8 protein-coding genes and 2 riboswitches are annotated in these 15102 nt (G+C 58.7%); all 8 genes read right to left on the minus strand.

Annotation, left to right across the window (positions count from 1 at the left end; translation table 11 throughout):
* Window positions 1-560: 560 nt before the first annotated feature.
* Window positions 561-2006, minus strand: a complete 1446-nt coding sequence (locus VVR27_RS00370; protein WP_368546869.1) for an L-serine ammonia-lyase — start codon at window positions 2004-2006, stop codon at window positions 561-563.
* Window positions 2007-2174: 168 nt separating this feature from the next.
* The gene (gene gcvT / locus VVR27_RS00375) at window positions 2175-3293 is read right to left on the minus strand and encodes a glycine cleavage system aminomethyltransferase GcvT (protein ID WP_368546586.1); all 1119 of its coding nucleotides are present in this window, start codon (window positions 3291-3293) and stop codon (window positions 2175-2177) included.
* 204 nt (window positions 3294-3497) lie between these two features.
* Complete coding sequence (gcvP, locus tag VVR27_RS00380; protein ID WP_368546587.1) at window positions 3498-6332, minus strand: aminomethyl-transferring glycine dehydrogenase; 2835 nt, start codon at window positions 6330-6332, stop codon at window positions 3498-3500.
* Window positions 6333-6389: 57 nt separating this feature from the next.
* Window positions 6390-6507: riboswitch (glycine riboswitch) on the minus strand.
* A riboswitch (glycine riboswitch) is annotated at window positions 6508-6618 on the minus strand. It lies immediately after the preceding riboswitch.
* 227 nt (window positions 6619-6845) lie between these two features.
* Window positions 6846-8069, minus strand: coding sequence for a nitrate/nitrite transporter (locus VVR27_RS00385; RefSeq protein ID WP_368546588.1), 1224 nt, complete (start codon window positions 8067-8069; stop codon window positions 6846-6848).
* A gap of 42 nt (window positions 8070-8111) precedes the next feature.
* A complete protein-coding gene (narI, locus tag VVR27_RS00390; RefSeq protein ID WP_368546589.1) occupies window positions 8112-8894 on the minus strand; it encodes a respiratory nitrate reductase subunit gamma in 783 nt (260 codons plus the stop codon).
* Complete coding sequence (gene narJ / locus VVR27_RS00395) at window positions 8891-9709, minus strand: nitrate reductase molybdenum cofactor assembly chaperone (RefSeq protein WP_368546590.1); 819 nt, start codon at window positions 9707-9709, stop codon at window positions 8891-8893. Before narJ ends, narI begins: the two co-directional genes overlap by 4 nt.
* A 6-nt stretch (window positions 9710-9715) precedes the next feature.
* Complete coding sequence (gene narH, locus VVR27_RS00400; RefSeq protein WP_368546591.1) at window positions 9716-11350, minus strand: nitrate reductase subunit beta; 1635 nt, start codon at window positions 11348-11350, stop codon at window positions 9716-9718.
* The gene (locus VVR27_RS00405) at window positions 11350-15069 is read right to left on the minus strand and encodes a nitrate reductase subunit alpha (RefSeq protein WP_409349906.1); all 3720 of its coding nucleotides are present in this window, start codon (window positions 15067-15069) and stop codon (window positions 11350-11352) included. Before VVR27_RS00405 ends, narH begins: the two co-directional genes overlap by 1 nt.
* Window positions 15070-15102 lie beyond the last annotated feature (33 nt).

Genomic DNA, 15102 nt, shown 5'->3' on the forward strand with positions numbered 1-15102 from the left:
CCACAGACATGTCTGTTCGTACCCGCTCCCCCACCAGGGTGCACGCCTCTTCTTCCCTTAAATACAAAAAAGCCCTTCTCGGACACCTGTGCTGTGCCGGTGAGACTAGATTGCGAAAGAGGTTAGAAACGTACGTTTTATCCTGTTACAACCAGCCCACCGCTATATGAAGGCACAGAAGATTAGGGAAGCGCAAACATTCACATTACAGCAATGTGTGCACGTTTGTCTATATCTAATAAAGTCGCTTTTTGCAAACTTCGGATGCAGACTCTTAGCAGAATGAGGGCACGGACGGGCATGCTCATTTCTAACTACAACGTGAGGAGGGTGTGCTCTCGCCACATGACTGTCGGCGGTTAGCTGTAGCCGTGCAGGGCCCAGTAACCGCTACAGAAAGCTGGCGGACGCACGCAGAGCCAGCTGGCTCGGGGCTGGCGTGAATTGCAGCAATGGGCAAAAGAGTCTGAGCTTGCGAGGCTTTCTCTTTGCTCATCACTGCAAGAGGGTCAGCTGGTGTGCGTGCGTCCGCTTACTTTGCACCTAACAGAACTAGAGCACTAGCACTCGACGACGTTGACCGCCAGACCGCCCATGGAGGTTTCCTTGTAGCGGTGGGACATATCCTCACCGGTTTGCCGCATCGTCTCAATGACCTGGTCCAAGGAGACGCGGTGGTGTCCGTCGCCGCGTAGCGCCATTTTAGCGGCGGTAACGGCGTTGGAGGCTGCCATAGCGTTGCGTTCGATGCAAGGAATCTGCACCAGACCGCCGACGGGGTCGCAAGTGAGGCCGAGGTTGTGTTCCATGGCAATCTCTGCAGCGTTTTCAATCTGTTCATTGGTACCGCCCATGACCTGGGCAAGCCCGGCAGCGGCCATAGATGAGGCGGTGCCTACTTCGCCTTGGCAACCGACTTCGGCGCCTGAGATCGAAGCGCGTTTTTTGTAGAGGGCTCCGATGGAGGAAGCGGCGAGGAAGAAGTCCACCACGGCATCGTCGATGACGTGTTGACCGCGGTGGCGGATGGTGGGGAGGTAGTTGAGAGCGTAGTGCAGCACGGCGGGGATAATGCCGGATGCACCGTTGGTCGGTGCGGTGACGATGCGCCCGCCGAAAGCGTTTTCTTCGTTGACGGCTAGGGCTATGAGGTTGACCCAGTCGATGGCGAATTCTGGTGACTTACGGGGGTCTTCTGCTAAGAGCTCGCGGTGCCAGGCTCCGGCGCGGCAACGGACTTTGAGGGGGCCCGGCAGGTAACCCACGCGCTCTAAGGATGAGCCGATGCACTCTTTCATGACCTGACGGATGGCGAGGATGCCCTGGCGCACTTCGTCTTCGGTGCGTTCGGTTTTTTCGTTTTCCATCTTGAGGGCTGCAATGGAAAGCCCAGCAGTGTTTGCCATATCCAGCAGTTCAGCGCCAGATCCAAAGGGGTAGGGGGCACTGGTGAGGCCGCTTGCCCCGGCGGCGTCCTCGTGTTCTTCGATGATAAAGCCGCCGCCGATGGAGAAATAGGTGCGCTCTAGCAGGGTGCGCTCCCCCGCGTAGGCAGTGACCTTGATGCCGTTGGTGTGCCGGGGTAGCACGGTGAGTGGACGTAGGGTGATGTCAGCTTCTCGGTAACTGATGTTGGGCCCGGTAGTCTGAGGAAGGTCGGTGGCGGGGGCGCCGTTAGCAAAAGCTTCAGAGGGGTAGCCTGCCAGGGGCAGGGTGCTATCGACCGAGTTGCGGTCGAGGAACAGCTCGGAATCAGCGATGTTGATGGTTTCTGGCACGAAGCCTGCCAGTCCTTTGATGGCGGCGCTCATAGTGCCGTGCCCGGCGCCGGTGGCGGCCAGGGAACCATAGAGGTCGATGTGGATGCCGGTGACCTGGTTCAGGGAGCCGGTGTCAATGAGTTCGGCGATGAAGCGGTTGGTGGCTCGCATAGGGCCCACGGTATGGGAGCTGGAGGGGCCGATACCGATTGAGAAGAGATCAAAGACGCTGATGTCATAGTTCAGTGCTTCAGCCTGGCTCTGGGCGTTGTCAGCCTCCTGGTGGGCGGTCGGTGAGAAGTCCGGTACGAAGTCGATGTCCACGGTGAAACCTTTGGTGTGATGCGGGAAAGGGTAGCCAAAAGTGCGCCTATCGGTGGGCTGATAGGCGCGCTTTAGGTGAGCGTTGAGGGCTTATTTTTCGCGCTGGTAGAAGGGGGTCGGCACGATATCGAAGGGGGCTGCCTTACCACGAATATCAACGTTCACCGTGGTGCCCTGGTGTGCGTGCTCGGTGTTTATCAGAGCGAGCGCGATGGGGTATCCCAGGGTGGGTGAGGGAATGCCGGAGGTAATTTCTCCGATGGAGTTGCCTGCTTCGTCGATGATGTTCGAACCGGCACGGGCGGGGCGCTTACCCTGGGCTTTGAGACCAATGAGGGAGCGGGCGGGGGCATTCTCTGCCTGTGCTGCTACTGCTTTTTTACCTACGAAGTCGGCGGTTTTCTTGGTGAGGGCGATTTCTACCAGTTTGCCCATGCCTGCTTCTGCGGGTGCGACGTCTAGGCCAAGTTCGTGGCCGTAGAGGGGCATGCCGGCTTCAAGGCGCAGGGAGTCGCGGGCTGCCAGACCGGCGGGGAGGGCGCCGTGGGCTTCACCGCGAGTGGCTGCCAGGTTCCAGAGGGTCTCGGCATCCTGGTTGGGTACGTAGATTTCGAAGCCGTCTTCGCCGGTGTAGCCGGTGCGGGCGACCAGGGTCTGAATGTTCCCGAAGAGTACCGGGGCTGCCGCGTAGTAGCCCATGGAGGTGATGGTTTCGGGAGAGTCCGGTGCCATGTCCAGCAGGATGGCTTCTGCTGCCGGGCCCTGTACTGCGACCAATGAGGTATCAGCGGTTTCATTGGTGAGGGTGACATCAAAGTCGCCCAGACGTTCTTGGAAAGCCTCAAAGTCTACCTCGACGTTGGCGGCGTTGGGGACGACGAGGAATTCGTCCTCTGCCAGGCGGTAGGTGATGAGGTCATCGATGACCCCGCCATTGTCGTTGAGCAGCAGGGAGTACTTCGCCTTGCCAACTTTGAGGATGGACATGTTGGAGAGCAGGACGTAGTCCAGGTAGGCGCCGGCGTCGGCACCCTTAACGCGGAATTCGCCCATATGGGAGAGGTCGAAAAGGCCGGCTGCGTTGCGTACGGTTTTGTGCTCTTCAACGTCGTTGGTGTATTTCAGGGGCATATCCCAGCCGCCGAAGTCGGTGAAGGAAGCACCAAGCTGTTCGTGGACGGTGTAGAGAGCTGTTTTTTGGGGAGTCATGGTTGAACCTTTCGGGTCTGAAGAATAATTGAGACGGTTCACAGGTGTGGGAGCTGACAGAGAGGGCGGCGGCAAGCTGGTCGGGTCTGGCGTGAATCGCCTCATGAGCGCTAGCGAACCGGGCGAGAGGTTCTGGCGTGCCGCCGCCCTCTCTGTCAGCGAAGTATTAGTACCTGCGAAAAGCCATATCCAAGGGTTGGATACCTAGTTGGCTTCGAGGTCGAAGGCTTCCATGGGCGGGCATTCGCAGACGAAGTTGCGGTCGCCGCCGGCGCCGTCGATGCGGCCTACGCTGGTGAAGTACTTGTTCAGGCGTAGGGCGGGCACGGGGTAGGCTGCCTGGGAGCGGGGGTAGGGGCGGTCCCATTCGTCTGCGGTGACAACCTCGGCGGTGTGGGGCGCCTGGCGAAGAACTGATTCTTCAGCGGTAACAGTCCCATCGATGACTTCCTGGATTTCGGCGTGGATGTGTTCCATTGCTTCGATGAAGCGGTCTAGCTCTGCCAGGGATTCTGACTCGGTGGGCTCGACCATGAGGGTGCCGGGTACGGGGAAGGACAGGGTGGGGGCATGGAAGCCGTAGTCCATGAGGCGCTTGCAGACGTCCTCGGCAGTGATACCTGAATCCGCGGTAAGCGGGCGCAGATCAAGGATGCATTCGTGGGCTACCAGGCCGGTTTCACCTGCGTAGAGTACGGGGTAGAGGCTCCCTAGTTTCTTGGCGATGTAGTTGGCAGAAAGGATGGCGATTTCGGATGATTCGCGCAGGCCTTCTGCGCCGGTCATAGCGATGTACATCCAGGAGATGGGAAGTACACCGGCCGAGCCGAACATTGCCTGGGAGATGGGCAGGGGTGCTGCCAGGTTGCCATCTGCATCGGCCTCGAAACCGTTACCGGGCAGGTACTTCTCCAGGTGGGCGCCGACAGCTACGGGGCCGACGCCGGGGCCGCCACCACCGTGGGGAATAGCGAAGGTCTTGTGCAGGTTCAGGTGGGATACGTCGCCACCGAACTTACCGGGCTGTGCCAGACCCATCTGAGCGTTGAGGTTAGCGCCGTCAACGTAGACCTGTCCGCCGGCGTCGTGAACCAGCTGGCAAACCTCTACGACCTGCTCTTCGAAAACACCGTGAGTAGAGGGGTAGGTGATCATGATACCGGCGATGGTGTCGCCGTACTTTTCGATCTTTGCCTTAAGATCCTCCACGTCAATGGAGCCGTCGGGGGCGGTAGCAACGCCGGCAACTCCCAGCCCTGCTAGCGCAGCGGAGGCAGCATTCGTGCCGTGAGCCGAGTTGGGAATCAATACGACGGTGCGTTGGGTGTCCCCATTGGCCTCGTGGTAGGCGCGGATAGCGCGCAGACCGGCGTATTCGCCAGAGGCACCGGAATTAGGCTGCAGGGAGATAGCATCGTAGCCGGTGATTTCAACCAGCCAGTTAGACAGCTCGTCAATGAGCGCCTTCCAGCCCTGAGCCTGATCAGCGGGTACATTGGGGTGGATACCTGCGAGTTCGGGCCAGGAAATGGGTTCCATCTCAGCTGCGGCGTTGAGTTTCATGGTGCAGGAACCTAGTGGAATCATGGTGCGGTCCAGCGCAAGGTCCTTGTCAGAGAGTGCGCGCAGGTAGCGCATCATGGAGGTCTCTGAACGGTAGAGGTGGAAGACCGGGTGACTCATGTAGTCATCGGTGCGCAGCAGTTCGCTGGGCAGCTCGTAGCCTTCAGCCTCGCCCAGGGTTCCACCCAGGGCACTGACCAGAGCTTCCAGAACCTCTTCGGAGTGGGATTCACCGATGGATAGGCAGATGCGGTCAGCGGAAAGCTTGCGGATGTTCACGCCAGCTTCTAGTGCTTTGGCAACCAGTTCGTCAGCGCGGCCGGGAGCCTCGAATGCAACGGTGTCAAAGAAGTTCTCGTGGACCAGGGTGAGACCAGTGGCGACCAGGGCAGTCGCCACGCGGGCTGCATTATCGTGCAGGCGGTTGGCGATAGCGCGCAGACCTTCGGGGCCGTGGTAGACCGCGTAGGCGCCAGCTGCGATGGCGAGCAGTGCCTGGGCGGTACAGATGTTGGAGGTCGCCTTCTCGCGGCGGATGTGCTGCTCGCGGGTCTGCAATGCCAGACGGTAGGCGGGCTTACCTGCAGAATCCTTAGAGACGCCGACCAGACGGCCGGGCAGGTTGCGTTCCATACCCTTGGTGACCGCCATGTAAGCAGCGTGGGGGCCGCCGTACCAGAAAGGCAGACCGAAACGCTGAGTGGAGCCCACAGCGATATCGGCACCCAGGGAACCGGGGCTGGTCAGCAGGGTGAGAGAAAGCAAATCAGCGGCAACAGTAACCAGTGCGCCGCGCTCCTTGGCTTCCTTAATCAGAGGTTCAATATCGCGCACTTCACCATCGTGACCGGGGGCTGCGAGGATGACGCCGTAGAGGTCACCTTCGGGAAGCCCCTGGCTGAAGTCAGTGACTTCAAAAGGAATATCAAGAGCTTCAGCACGGCCTCGAACTACTGAGAGCGTCTGGGGCAGAGCGCGGGAGTCAATGGCGAAGAAACCGTTCTTTACCTTGCGGTTAGCCCGGTGCATGAGCACGGCAGCCTCAGCAGTGGCAGTAGCTTCATCGAGCAAGGAGGCATTGGCTACTGGCAGACCGGTCAGTTCCATGACGGTGTTCTGGAAGTTCAGCAGAGCCTCCAAGCGACCCTGAGAAATTTCTGGCTGGTAGGGAGTGTAGGAGGTATACCAACCGGGGTTCTCCAGAATGTTGCGGCGAATGACCGCAGGGGTGACGGTGTCATAGTAGCCGGCACCAATCATCTGGTGCTTCACCTGGTTCTGAGCGGCATAGCTAGCAATTTTCTTCTGAGCTTCTAGCTCGCTCAGGGGAGCTGGTAAATCTAGGTCGCCGTCCAAGCGAATGTTGGAGGGAATCACCTCGTCGATGAGGTTAGCCAATGAATCGTAGCCCAGGGCGCTGAGCATGGTTTCGGTCTCGCGCCCACGGGGGCCAAGGTGACGGTCGATAAATGACATGGGACACTCCAAAGCGTTCTCGGTAAGCCTGCCTACCCTGCTTGGGTAGGTGGGTGTCCTCCCCGCTCTGTTAAAACCTGAGAGTTTTAGTCTGCGCACTACCCATCACGCGCGGGTGTGCAAGCAGATTTTGCCCCTTCGGTGGGCGCCAAACGAGCGCCGTCTCCAGAGTTGCCATATCTAAGCGGTACATTTGCCTGAGAGTTTCCCGGGGAGGGTTTGCTCCTTCGGCGCCGGGGCGCAGTCCCTCAACCACGACTCTTCCGGTCTCTCCCGCATCAGCATAACGGCTCTATTTGTTTCCCTCCTTATTGTGCCACATGTTACAGGCCCGCACCATACGGGGCGCCTTCCAAGGATTTTGCTCCAGGCAGGCTTATCCCCTTTTGGCTAAGCCACCTCAAAACCGCAACAAAAAGGAAAACAGAAAAGACAACGGGGTGCCGCTCCCCTACCGTAGAAAGGGAGGTGACACCCCGCCGTCCTTATCAGAACGAGCCGGGAAGCATCAGATTAGGCGGCAGGTACTGCCTTCTGGCGATCGTTTTCCATCCAGAGGGATACCAGTACAGAAACTACACAGGCTCCAACGAAGAACATAATGCCCCAGAAGTAGTCGCCGTAATCAGTAAAGACTGCGCCCATGATGAGCGGCGGGAAGTAACCACCCAGGCCACCAGCGGCCGAGACCAAACCGGAGATGGTACCGGTGTCCTGCGGGCGGCAGGCCTTACCCAACCAGCCGTACATGGTACCGGTAGAGAAGCCTACGCAGAGTGCCAGCGCAATGAAAAGCACGGTGTTCACGGTGGTTGAAGCGGGAGCCTGAGCCACGAAGAAACCAAGGACAGCCATAGCGATGAAGACCAGGATGGTGGTGTTCTTGCCGCCAAACTTATCTGCTGCCACACCGCCGAAGGGGCGCGCAATCACAGCGCAGACAGCGAACATAGCCGCAAAGGTGCCACCAGCTACCGGGTCAAAATCGTAGATTTTCTGGGTGTAGGTGGAGAGGAAGTTAGAGAAAGCAACGAAAGCACCGAAGCCGACGGCGTAGATAAAGCAAAGCTGCCAGGTGATGAGCTTCTGAGAGACGTTGATAATCTTGGGCACTACAGGCTCAGGGGTGCGAGCTTTCATGACCGGTGAGTCGCGGATAAAAATCCAGACGATGACGGCGTAGGTCAGGGCGACACAAGCCATGATGAGGTGGGTTGGGAAGTAGCCAAAAGCGTTGAGCATGCGGGGGTTGAAGAATGCAGCACAAGCAGTACCCACCATACCCATACCGAAGATACCGGTTGCAAGGCCCTTGCGATGGGGCTCAAACCATGCGGCAGAGAAGGGAATACCCACAGCGAAGATTGAGCCGCCGATACCAAGGAAGAAAGCAGCAATTAGCAGCAGGTTAAAGTTACCCATCTGACCTACCAGACCGGTCACCAGCACCATGGAGCCTGTGAAGATCAGCATGATGGTGAACATGATGCGTCCGCCGTAGCGGTCAGTCAGGGCACCTACCGGGATACGGGCGATAGAGCCTACGATAACGGGCATAGCGATGAGTAGGGAACGCTGCCCTTCGGTCAGGCCGTAGGTTTCGGTGTAGTACTTAGCCAGGGGGCCAATCATGGTCCACCCCCAGAAACCAATCATAGAAGCGCAGGCTGCCATGATGACGTACTTCAGCTGACCTTTGAGCTGCGGGTCGCGTTCTGCGACTGCGGGAGTGCTCATAGTGTATAGATCCTTAGGAACAAATGGTGTGTATGAAATTTTTTAAGAGTGGTGATGCTGACGCTCAACACGCTTGGCGTCTTTGTTCACCGAATCCGCGGTGCCTACCGGTGACCAGCCGCGCTGGTGGTTGCGCTTGCCGCGGGAACGGTAAACGATGTAGGGGCGGAAGATGTAGTGGAGCGGCGCTGTGAAGGCATGCACCAGGCGGGTAAAGGGCCAGAGGCAGAAGAGGAGCAGGGCAACAATCACGTGAATGTGGAAGGAGGTGGTTGCGTTAGCCATCGCCTCAACGTTGGGGTTGAAGTAGAAGATGGAACGGAACCAGACCGACACGGTCTCACGGTAATTATGCTCGCCCTCAATCTCCATAGCGTTGAAGAGGGTTGCTACTGAACCCAGCACAATGGCGCTAGCCAGTGCCACGTACATCAGCTTATCGTTCCAGGTGGTAGCCCGGAAAACGGTAGCTGAGGTGCGGCGGCGGTAAATCATGGCGAAGAGGCCAATGAGGGTAGCTATCGCTGCGATAGAGCCAAGCCACAGAGCGTTCAGGTGGTAGAAGTGCTCGGAGATGCCCACAGCGTCGGTCCAGGACTTAGGAATTACCAAGCCAACGATGTGCCCTACCAGAACGACCAGGATGCCGTAATGGAACATGGGCGAAGCGATACGCAGCAGTTTGGATTCGTACATCTGCGATGAACGGGTGGTCCAACCAAACTGGTCTGTCTTGTAGCGCCAGATGGTGCCACCAATGACGATTGCTAGGGTGATGTAGGGGAAGATACCCCAGAGGAAGTAATCAAGGGGTGTTAGGTTCACTGGTGGGCTCCGTTCTGTGATCGCTGTGCGGCGAAGGGGGCTGTTTTATCGGCGCCCACCCGGGCACCGGGTCTCTGCTCATGTGGCAGAAGAAGGGGTAGGAGGCGCGGGTCGCTAGCAGGAAGCTGAGCTAGACCGACGTCCTCTTTGGGAGGTCCAACGTTGACCATATTTTGAACCTCAGCCTGGGTTTCGGGTGAAACCCCGGGCAAGCTCTGGCATACTGCCTCAACTAGCCCATAGTAGGGCAGCTCATCATCGCGTAGCGCCAGACGCAGTAGCTCTAAGGATGGGCGGTAGGCTTGCAGGGCTGCTCGGCCAGCTCGGGCGTCCACCAGTGCGGTGAATTCCAGCACCATGGGCAGGTAGTCGGGCAGCTCCCCCTGCAGATTGGTAACCATACCTGAGTCACGGTACATCTGCTTGAAACGGGTCAGGGCTTCACCGCGGCGGCGGGTATCGCCCTCAGTCCAGTAGGACAGATGGAAAGAATGGCGGCGTGAAAGGTCGTACTCCTGCACGTAGTGCGCCTGCATCTCTTCTAGGGATGAGGTAGCGTACCAATCTTGTACAGCGCGGACGCCGGTCAGGAACTGCTCGTTGCCGGTCTCTGCTGCCAGTTCGAGAAGTTCTGGTAGCACCGCCCGCGTTTCTTCACTGGGGTAGCGGAGCAGAACGGAGGTGACCTGGTAGGTCACCGCGTCCAGCTCTTGGCCGCTCCCCCAGTCCATGTCAAAGGGGTCGCCCGAGGCGGGTAGCTGAGGTAGGGCCTCAACTGCATTCCGCTTCAGGAGTTGAGAGAAAAATCCAGCCATGAAGAACTAGACCCTCTTGCTGCCGCTGGTATCGGGGAACATACCCTCAGGGTGTGTCTTACCGTCCCACATGAAGATATTGACCTTGCCATCCTGGCGTGCCTGATTAGCGTAGCTACCTGCCGAGACGGGGACGGGGCGGTCACCAGGATCGTTGAAGGCGCTATCGTAGAGCATGCCGGGGCCACCGTCAGTATCGAGCGAGCAGCCGGTTTCTTCGAGGTTATGGGCATCTTCCATGTGTGCAGGGGGGATGACGTAGCGCTCTTCGTACTTGGAGATCGCCATGAGACGGTACATCTCGTACATTTCAGCGCCGGTCATACCTACCTGAGAAGCAATTTCTTCGTTGCCGGTGCCACCGAGGGTGATGTCACGCATGTAGGCACGCATGGCAGCCAGCTTCTTGAGCACATCGGTAATGATGGTGGTGTCGCCAGCGGTGAAGAGCTCTGCCAGGTATTCCACGGGAATGCGCAGGGAGTCGATGGCACCAAAGAGGTTGGTTTGACTCTCAGCATCATGGCCCTGTTCCTTGAGGAGGTCGATGATGGGTGAGAGCGGAGGAACGTACCAGACCATGGGCATGGTGCGGTATTCGGGGTGCAGAGGAAGGGCAATCTTCCATTCTTTAGCCAGCTTGTAGACCGGTGACTTCTGAGCTGCCTGAATCCAGGAATCAGGGATATCCTGCTCCTTGGCCGCACGAATGACCTCGGGGTCAAAAGGATCCAGCATGATGTCTAGCTGAGCCTGGTAGAGCTGCTTTTCATCGGGCACTGAAGCAGCCTCGGTGATGCGGTCGGCGTCGTAGAGGAAGATACCGATGTAGCGCATACGGCCAACACAGGTCTCAGCACAGACGGTGGGAATACCGTGCTCGATGCGGGGGTAGCAGAAAGTACATTTCTCTGCCTTGCCGCTCTTGTGATTGAAGTAAATCTTCTTATAGGGGCAGCCGGTGATGCACTGACGCCAGCCGCGGCACTGGTTCTGGTCCACGAGAACGATGCCGTCCTCTTCGCGCTTGTAGATAGCGCCTGAAGGGCAGGATGCCATGCAGGAGGGGTTGAGGCAGTGCTCGCAGATACGGGGCAGGTAGAACATGAAGGTGCGTTCGAATTCGAACTTAATCTTCTCTTCTGACTGCTGGCGTACCTTCTCAACCAGCGGGTCAAGGTGACCGTTTTCGCTGGAGCCACCCAGGTTATCGTCCCAGTTGGGACCCCACTCAATCGAGGTGTCCTCACCGGTAATCAGCGACTTAGGCCTAGCGGTGGGGAAATCATCCCCCAGAGGTGCACTGGTCAGGTTCTCGTAGTCATAGGTCCAGGGCTCGTAGTAGTCCGAGAGCTCGGGCTGAACCGGTGAGGCGAAGAGGGTAAAGAGCTTTTTGAAACGGTTACCGCTCTTGAGCTCCAGGCGTCCGCGCTTATTCAGCGTCCAGCCGCCCTTCCACTTCTCCTGGTCCTCGTAACGGCGAGGGTAGCCCTGACCCGGGCGGGTTTCAACATTGTTGAACCAGACGTATTCGGTGCCAGCACGGTTGGTCCATGCCTGCTTACAGGTCACAGAACAGGTGTGACAGCCTAGGCACTTGTCGAGTGCCATAATCATAGAAACTTGTGCCATGACGCGCATTAGTAGGTTACCTCCTGTTTGCGGCGGCGAATTCGGGAAACAATATCACGCTGGTTACCGGTGGGGCCCAGGTAGTTGAAGGCGTAGGAAAGGTGAGCGTAACCACCGATGAGGTGGGTGGGCTTGACCAGGATGCGGGTGACGGAGTTGTGAATACCGCCGCGGCGCCCGGTACGTTCTGCCTTGGGCACGTTGACCAGGCGTTCCTGGGCATGGTGCACGTAGACAACGCCTTCGGGCATTCGGTGGGAGACAACAGCGCGGCCAACGAAGACACCGTTGTTGTTCTCGCACTCGATCCAGTCGTGGTCCTTGACGCCAATCTTCTCTGCATCCTGCGGGCTCATCCAGGCGTGGGTGCCACCGCGTGAAAGGGTCTGCATGTAGAGGTTGTCGTGGTAGGAGGAGTGGATAGCCCACTTATTGTGAACCGTCACGTAACGAACAGCCACTGACAGGTCACCGGTTTCGCCCAGTTCGGGCTCACCGAAGAGGTTGTGCATATCCAGCGGCGGGCGGTAGAGCGGCATCTGCTCGCCCATCTCGCTCATCCAGTCGTGATCTAAGAAGAAGTGCATACGACCGGTGAGGGTGTGGAAGGGCTTGAGCTGCTCGATATTGAGGGTGAAGGGTGCGTAGCGGCGTCCGCCGGTTTCGCTACCTGACCACTCGGGTGAGGTAAAGACGGGAACGGGGCGGTCCTGGGTATCGCGGAAGCGGATGCGCTTCTCTTCGTTACCTTCTGCCAGGTGGTGCATTTTCTTGCCCACGCGCTTCTCCAGAGCCTTGAAACCCTTGATGGCCACGGGGCCGTTGGATGTGCCGGAGAGAGCCAGGATGGTATCGGCCAGTTTGACGTCGGTATCCAGGGCAGGAAGACCTGCGCCCTTACCGGTGCCCATCACGCCGTGCTCTTCAGCCAGGGCTGCTAGCTCGTCGTTGACGTCCACGGTGACAGCCTTGGTAGTGGTGCCCAGCTTTGAGAGCAGAGGCCCTACCGAGGTGTACATATCGTAGAGGGCACCGTAGTCACGCTCAACCACTGCAAAGACCGGCATATTCTTACCGGGAATACCCTTAATCCCCTTGTTCTTCCAGTCGGGGGCATGGCCACCGGGCTGGGCAATCTGGCCGGGGGTATCGTGCTGCAGGGGCACCGAGACCAGGTCCTTGCGCACGCCCAGGTGCTTCTTAGCAACCTTCGAGAAGACGTAAGCCAGTTCCTTGAAGACCTGGTGGTCAGTCTTGGTTTCCCAAGGCGGGTCGATGGCCGGTGAGAAGGCATGGATGTAGGGGTGCATGTCGGTCGAGGAAATATCGTGCTTCTCATACCAGGTGGCAGCGGGGAAAACGATGTCAGACGACAGGGTGGATGAGGTCATGCGGAAGTCGGTGGTAACCAGCAGGTCCAGCTTGCCGACCGGGGCGTCCTCTTCCCAGCGCACCTCTGAGGGGCGGGTTTCAGCGTCCTCGGCGATATTAGAATTCTCATTGCCAAGCAGATGGCGCAAGAAGTACTGCTCACCCTTAGCTGATGAACCCAGCAGGTTGTTACGCCAGAGCATGAGGGTGCGGGGCCAGTTGGCCGGCGCATCGGGGTGCTCTACCGAGAATTCCAGGTCACCTGAGTTCAGACGCTGAGCTATGTAGTCAGCAGGTGATTCGGCTGTGCCAGCTGCAGCGGCAGCGGCGCCCTTTTCTGCCAGCTCCAGAGGGTTTTCGGGGAACTGGGGGTAGAAGGGAGTCCAGCCCATGCGTACGGCGCGGGCCAGAAGGTCAGCGGTGTGAACACCCTTGAGTTCGCCCTTAGCAAGTGGGGACTGCATGGCCTCGGATGAGTAGCCGTCCTGACGGAACTGATCGGTGTGCATGTACCAGAAACTGGTGCCAGCCTGGGTGCGGGGCGGGCGGCACCAGTCCAGTGCGTTAGCCATGTGAGCCCAGCCGGTGATGGGGCGAGCCTTTTCCTGGCCCACGTAGTGAGCCCAGCCGCCACCGTTACGCCCCTCAGCACCGCACATGATGAGCAGAGCAAGGATGGAGCGATAAGTGGCATCGCCGTGGTACCACTGGCAGATACCTGCACCCATGATGATCATGGTGCGGCCCTTAGAGTCAATGGAGTTCTGGGCGAATTCGCGGGCGGTACGGATCACAGCTTCGGCGGGAACCGAGGTGATTTCTGACTGCCAGGCAGGGGTGTACTGCACGCTGGCATCGTCAAAACCGGTAGCAAACTGGCCGGGGATGCCGGCGCGGCCCACACCGTACTGGGCGAGCATGAGGTCAAAGACAGTGGTGACCTCAAAACCCTCAACGGTGATAGTGGGGACTCCACGAGTCATTACCTTACCGCGTCCCGAGGGCTCATCGAAGGCGGGGAGCAGAATCTCAACGTTCTTTTCGCTGCCGCTGGGCAGGTCAAGGATGGACAGAGCAGGCTTGACGCCCTGCAGATCCAGGTTCCACTTGCCTTCGTCTTCCTTGTTGTAGCGGTAGCCCATTGAACCGTTGGGCACAACGACCTCGCCGGTTACACGGTTGAGCAGGGCGGTCTTGAAGGCAGCATCTGCAACCTCTTTGTGCTCTACCAGGTTAGCTGCAGTTAGGAACTTGGAAGGCACCTTGGTGCCGTCTTCGCGGGTTTCCAAGGTCACCAGGAAGGGGAAATCGGTGTAGGTGCTGGTGTAGTCCTCGAAGAACTCCACACGGCGATCCACAAAGTTTTCCTTGAGGATGACGTGGCCCATAGCCATCGCTAGAGCGGCATCGGTACCGGGCTGGGCAGGCAACCATTCATCGGCGAACTTAGTATTATCGGCGTAGTCCGGGGAGACCGAGACGACCTTGGTACCGCGGTAGCGTACCTCAGCCATCCAGTGGGCGTCAGGGGTACGGGTGACGGGGATGTTGGAGCCCCACATCATCAGGTAGGTGGCATCCCACCAGTCACCTGATTCGCGCACGTCGGTCTGGTCGCCGAAGACCTGGGGTGATGCGACGGGCAGGTCGGCGTACCAGTCGTAAAAGGAGGTCATAACGCCACCCATCAGCTCGATGTAACGAGCGCCAGAGGCGTGGGAGACCATGGACTTAGCGGGGATGGGCGAGAAGCCGATGTTACGGTCAGGCCCGTAGGTTTTGATGGTGTGGATCTGAGCTGCAACTACCATTTCAAGGGCTTCTGCCCAACTGCCGCGCACCAGACCACCCTTACCGCGTGCTGAGGTGTAGCGGCGGCGCTTTTCAGGGTCAGAAACGATAGAGTGCCAGGCGTCCACAGGGTCGTTCAGGCGGGCGCGGGCTTCACGGTACATTTCGAGCAGGACACCGCGGACGTAGGGATACTTCACGCGGGTCGGTGAGTAGGTGTACCAGGAGAAGGCTGCGCCACGGGGGCAGCCGCGGGGCTCATACTCAGGGCGGTCAGGGCCAACGGTCGGGTAGTCAGTTGCCTGGGCTTCCCAGGTGATGACGCCGTCCTTGACGAAGACCTGCCAGGAGCAGGAGCCTGTACAGTTCACGCCGTGGGTGGAGCGGACAACCTTGTCATAGCTCCAGCGGTTGCGATAGAAGATATCGCCCTGACGACCGCCCTGCAAGAAAGCTGCACGGCCGTCGTCGGTTTCGTCCCACTTAGTGAAGAACTTACCGAATTTAATCAGTTTGTCGGTGAGAGGGCCGTCAGGGCCCGCGGTGTGTGATGCCTGCTGAGTCATGAACATCACTCTACCGAAATATTCGCACAGAAA

Origin of the sequence: Rothia sp. LK2492, from assembly GCF_040946345.1 — a bacterium.
GTDB lineage: Bacteria > Actinomycetota > Actinomycetes > Actinomycetales > Micrococcaceae > Rothia > Rothia endophytica.

Excerpts from the sequence above, each read along its gene's own strand:
- gcvT (WP_368546586.1), bottom strand. The coding sequence starts at position 3,293 with ATGACTCCCCAAAAAACAGCTCTCTACACCGTCCACGAACAGCTTGGT.
- gcvP (WP_368546587.1), bottom strand. The coding sequence starts at position 6,332 with ATGTCATTTATCGACCGTCACCTTGGCCCCCGTGGGCGCGAGACCGAA.
- VVR27_RS00385 (WP_368546588.1), bottom strand. The coding sequence starts at position 8,069 with ATGAGCACTCCCGCAGTCGCAGAACGCGACCCGCAGCTCAAAGGTCAG.
- narJ (WP_368546590.1), bottom strand. The coding sequence starts at position 9,709 with ATGGCTGGATTTTTCTCTCAACTCCTGAAGCGGAATGCAGTTGAGGCC.
- narH (WP_368546591.1), bottom strand. The coding sequence starts at position 11,350 with ATGCGCGTCATGGCACAAGTTTCTATGATTATGGCACTCGACAAGTGC.
- VVR27_RS00405 (WP_409349906.1), bottom strand. The coding sequence starts at position 15,069 with ATGACTCAGCAGGCATCACACACCGCGGGCCCTGACGGCCCTCTCACC.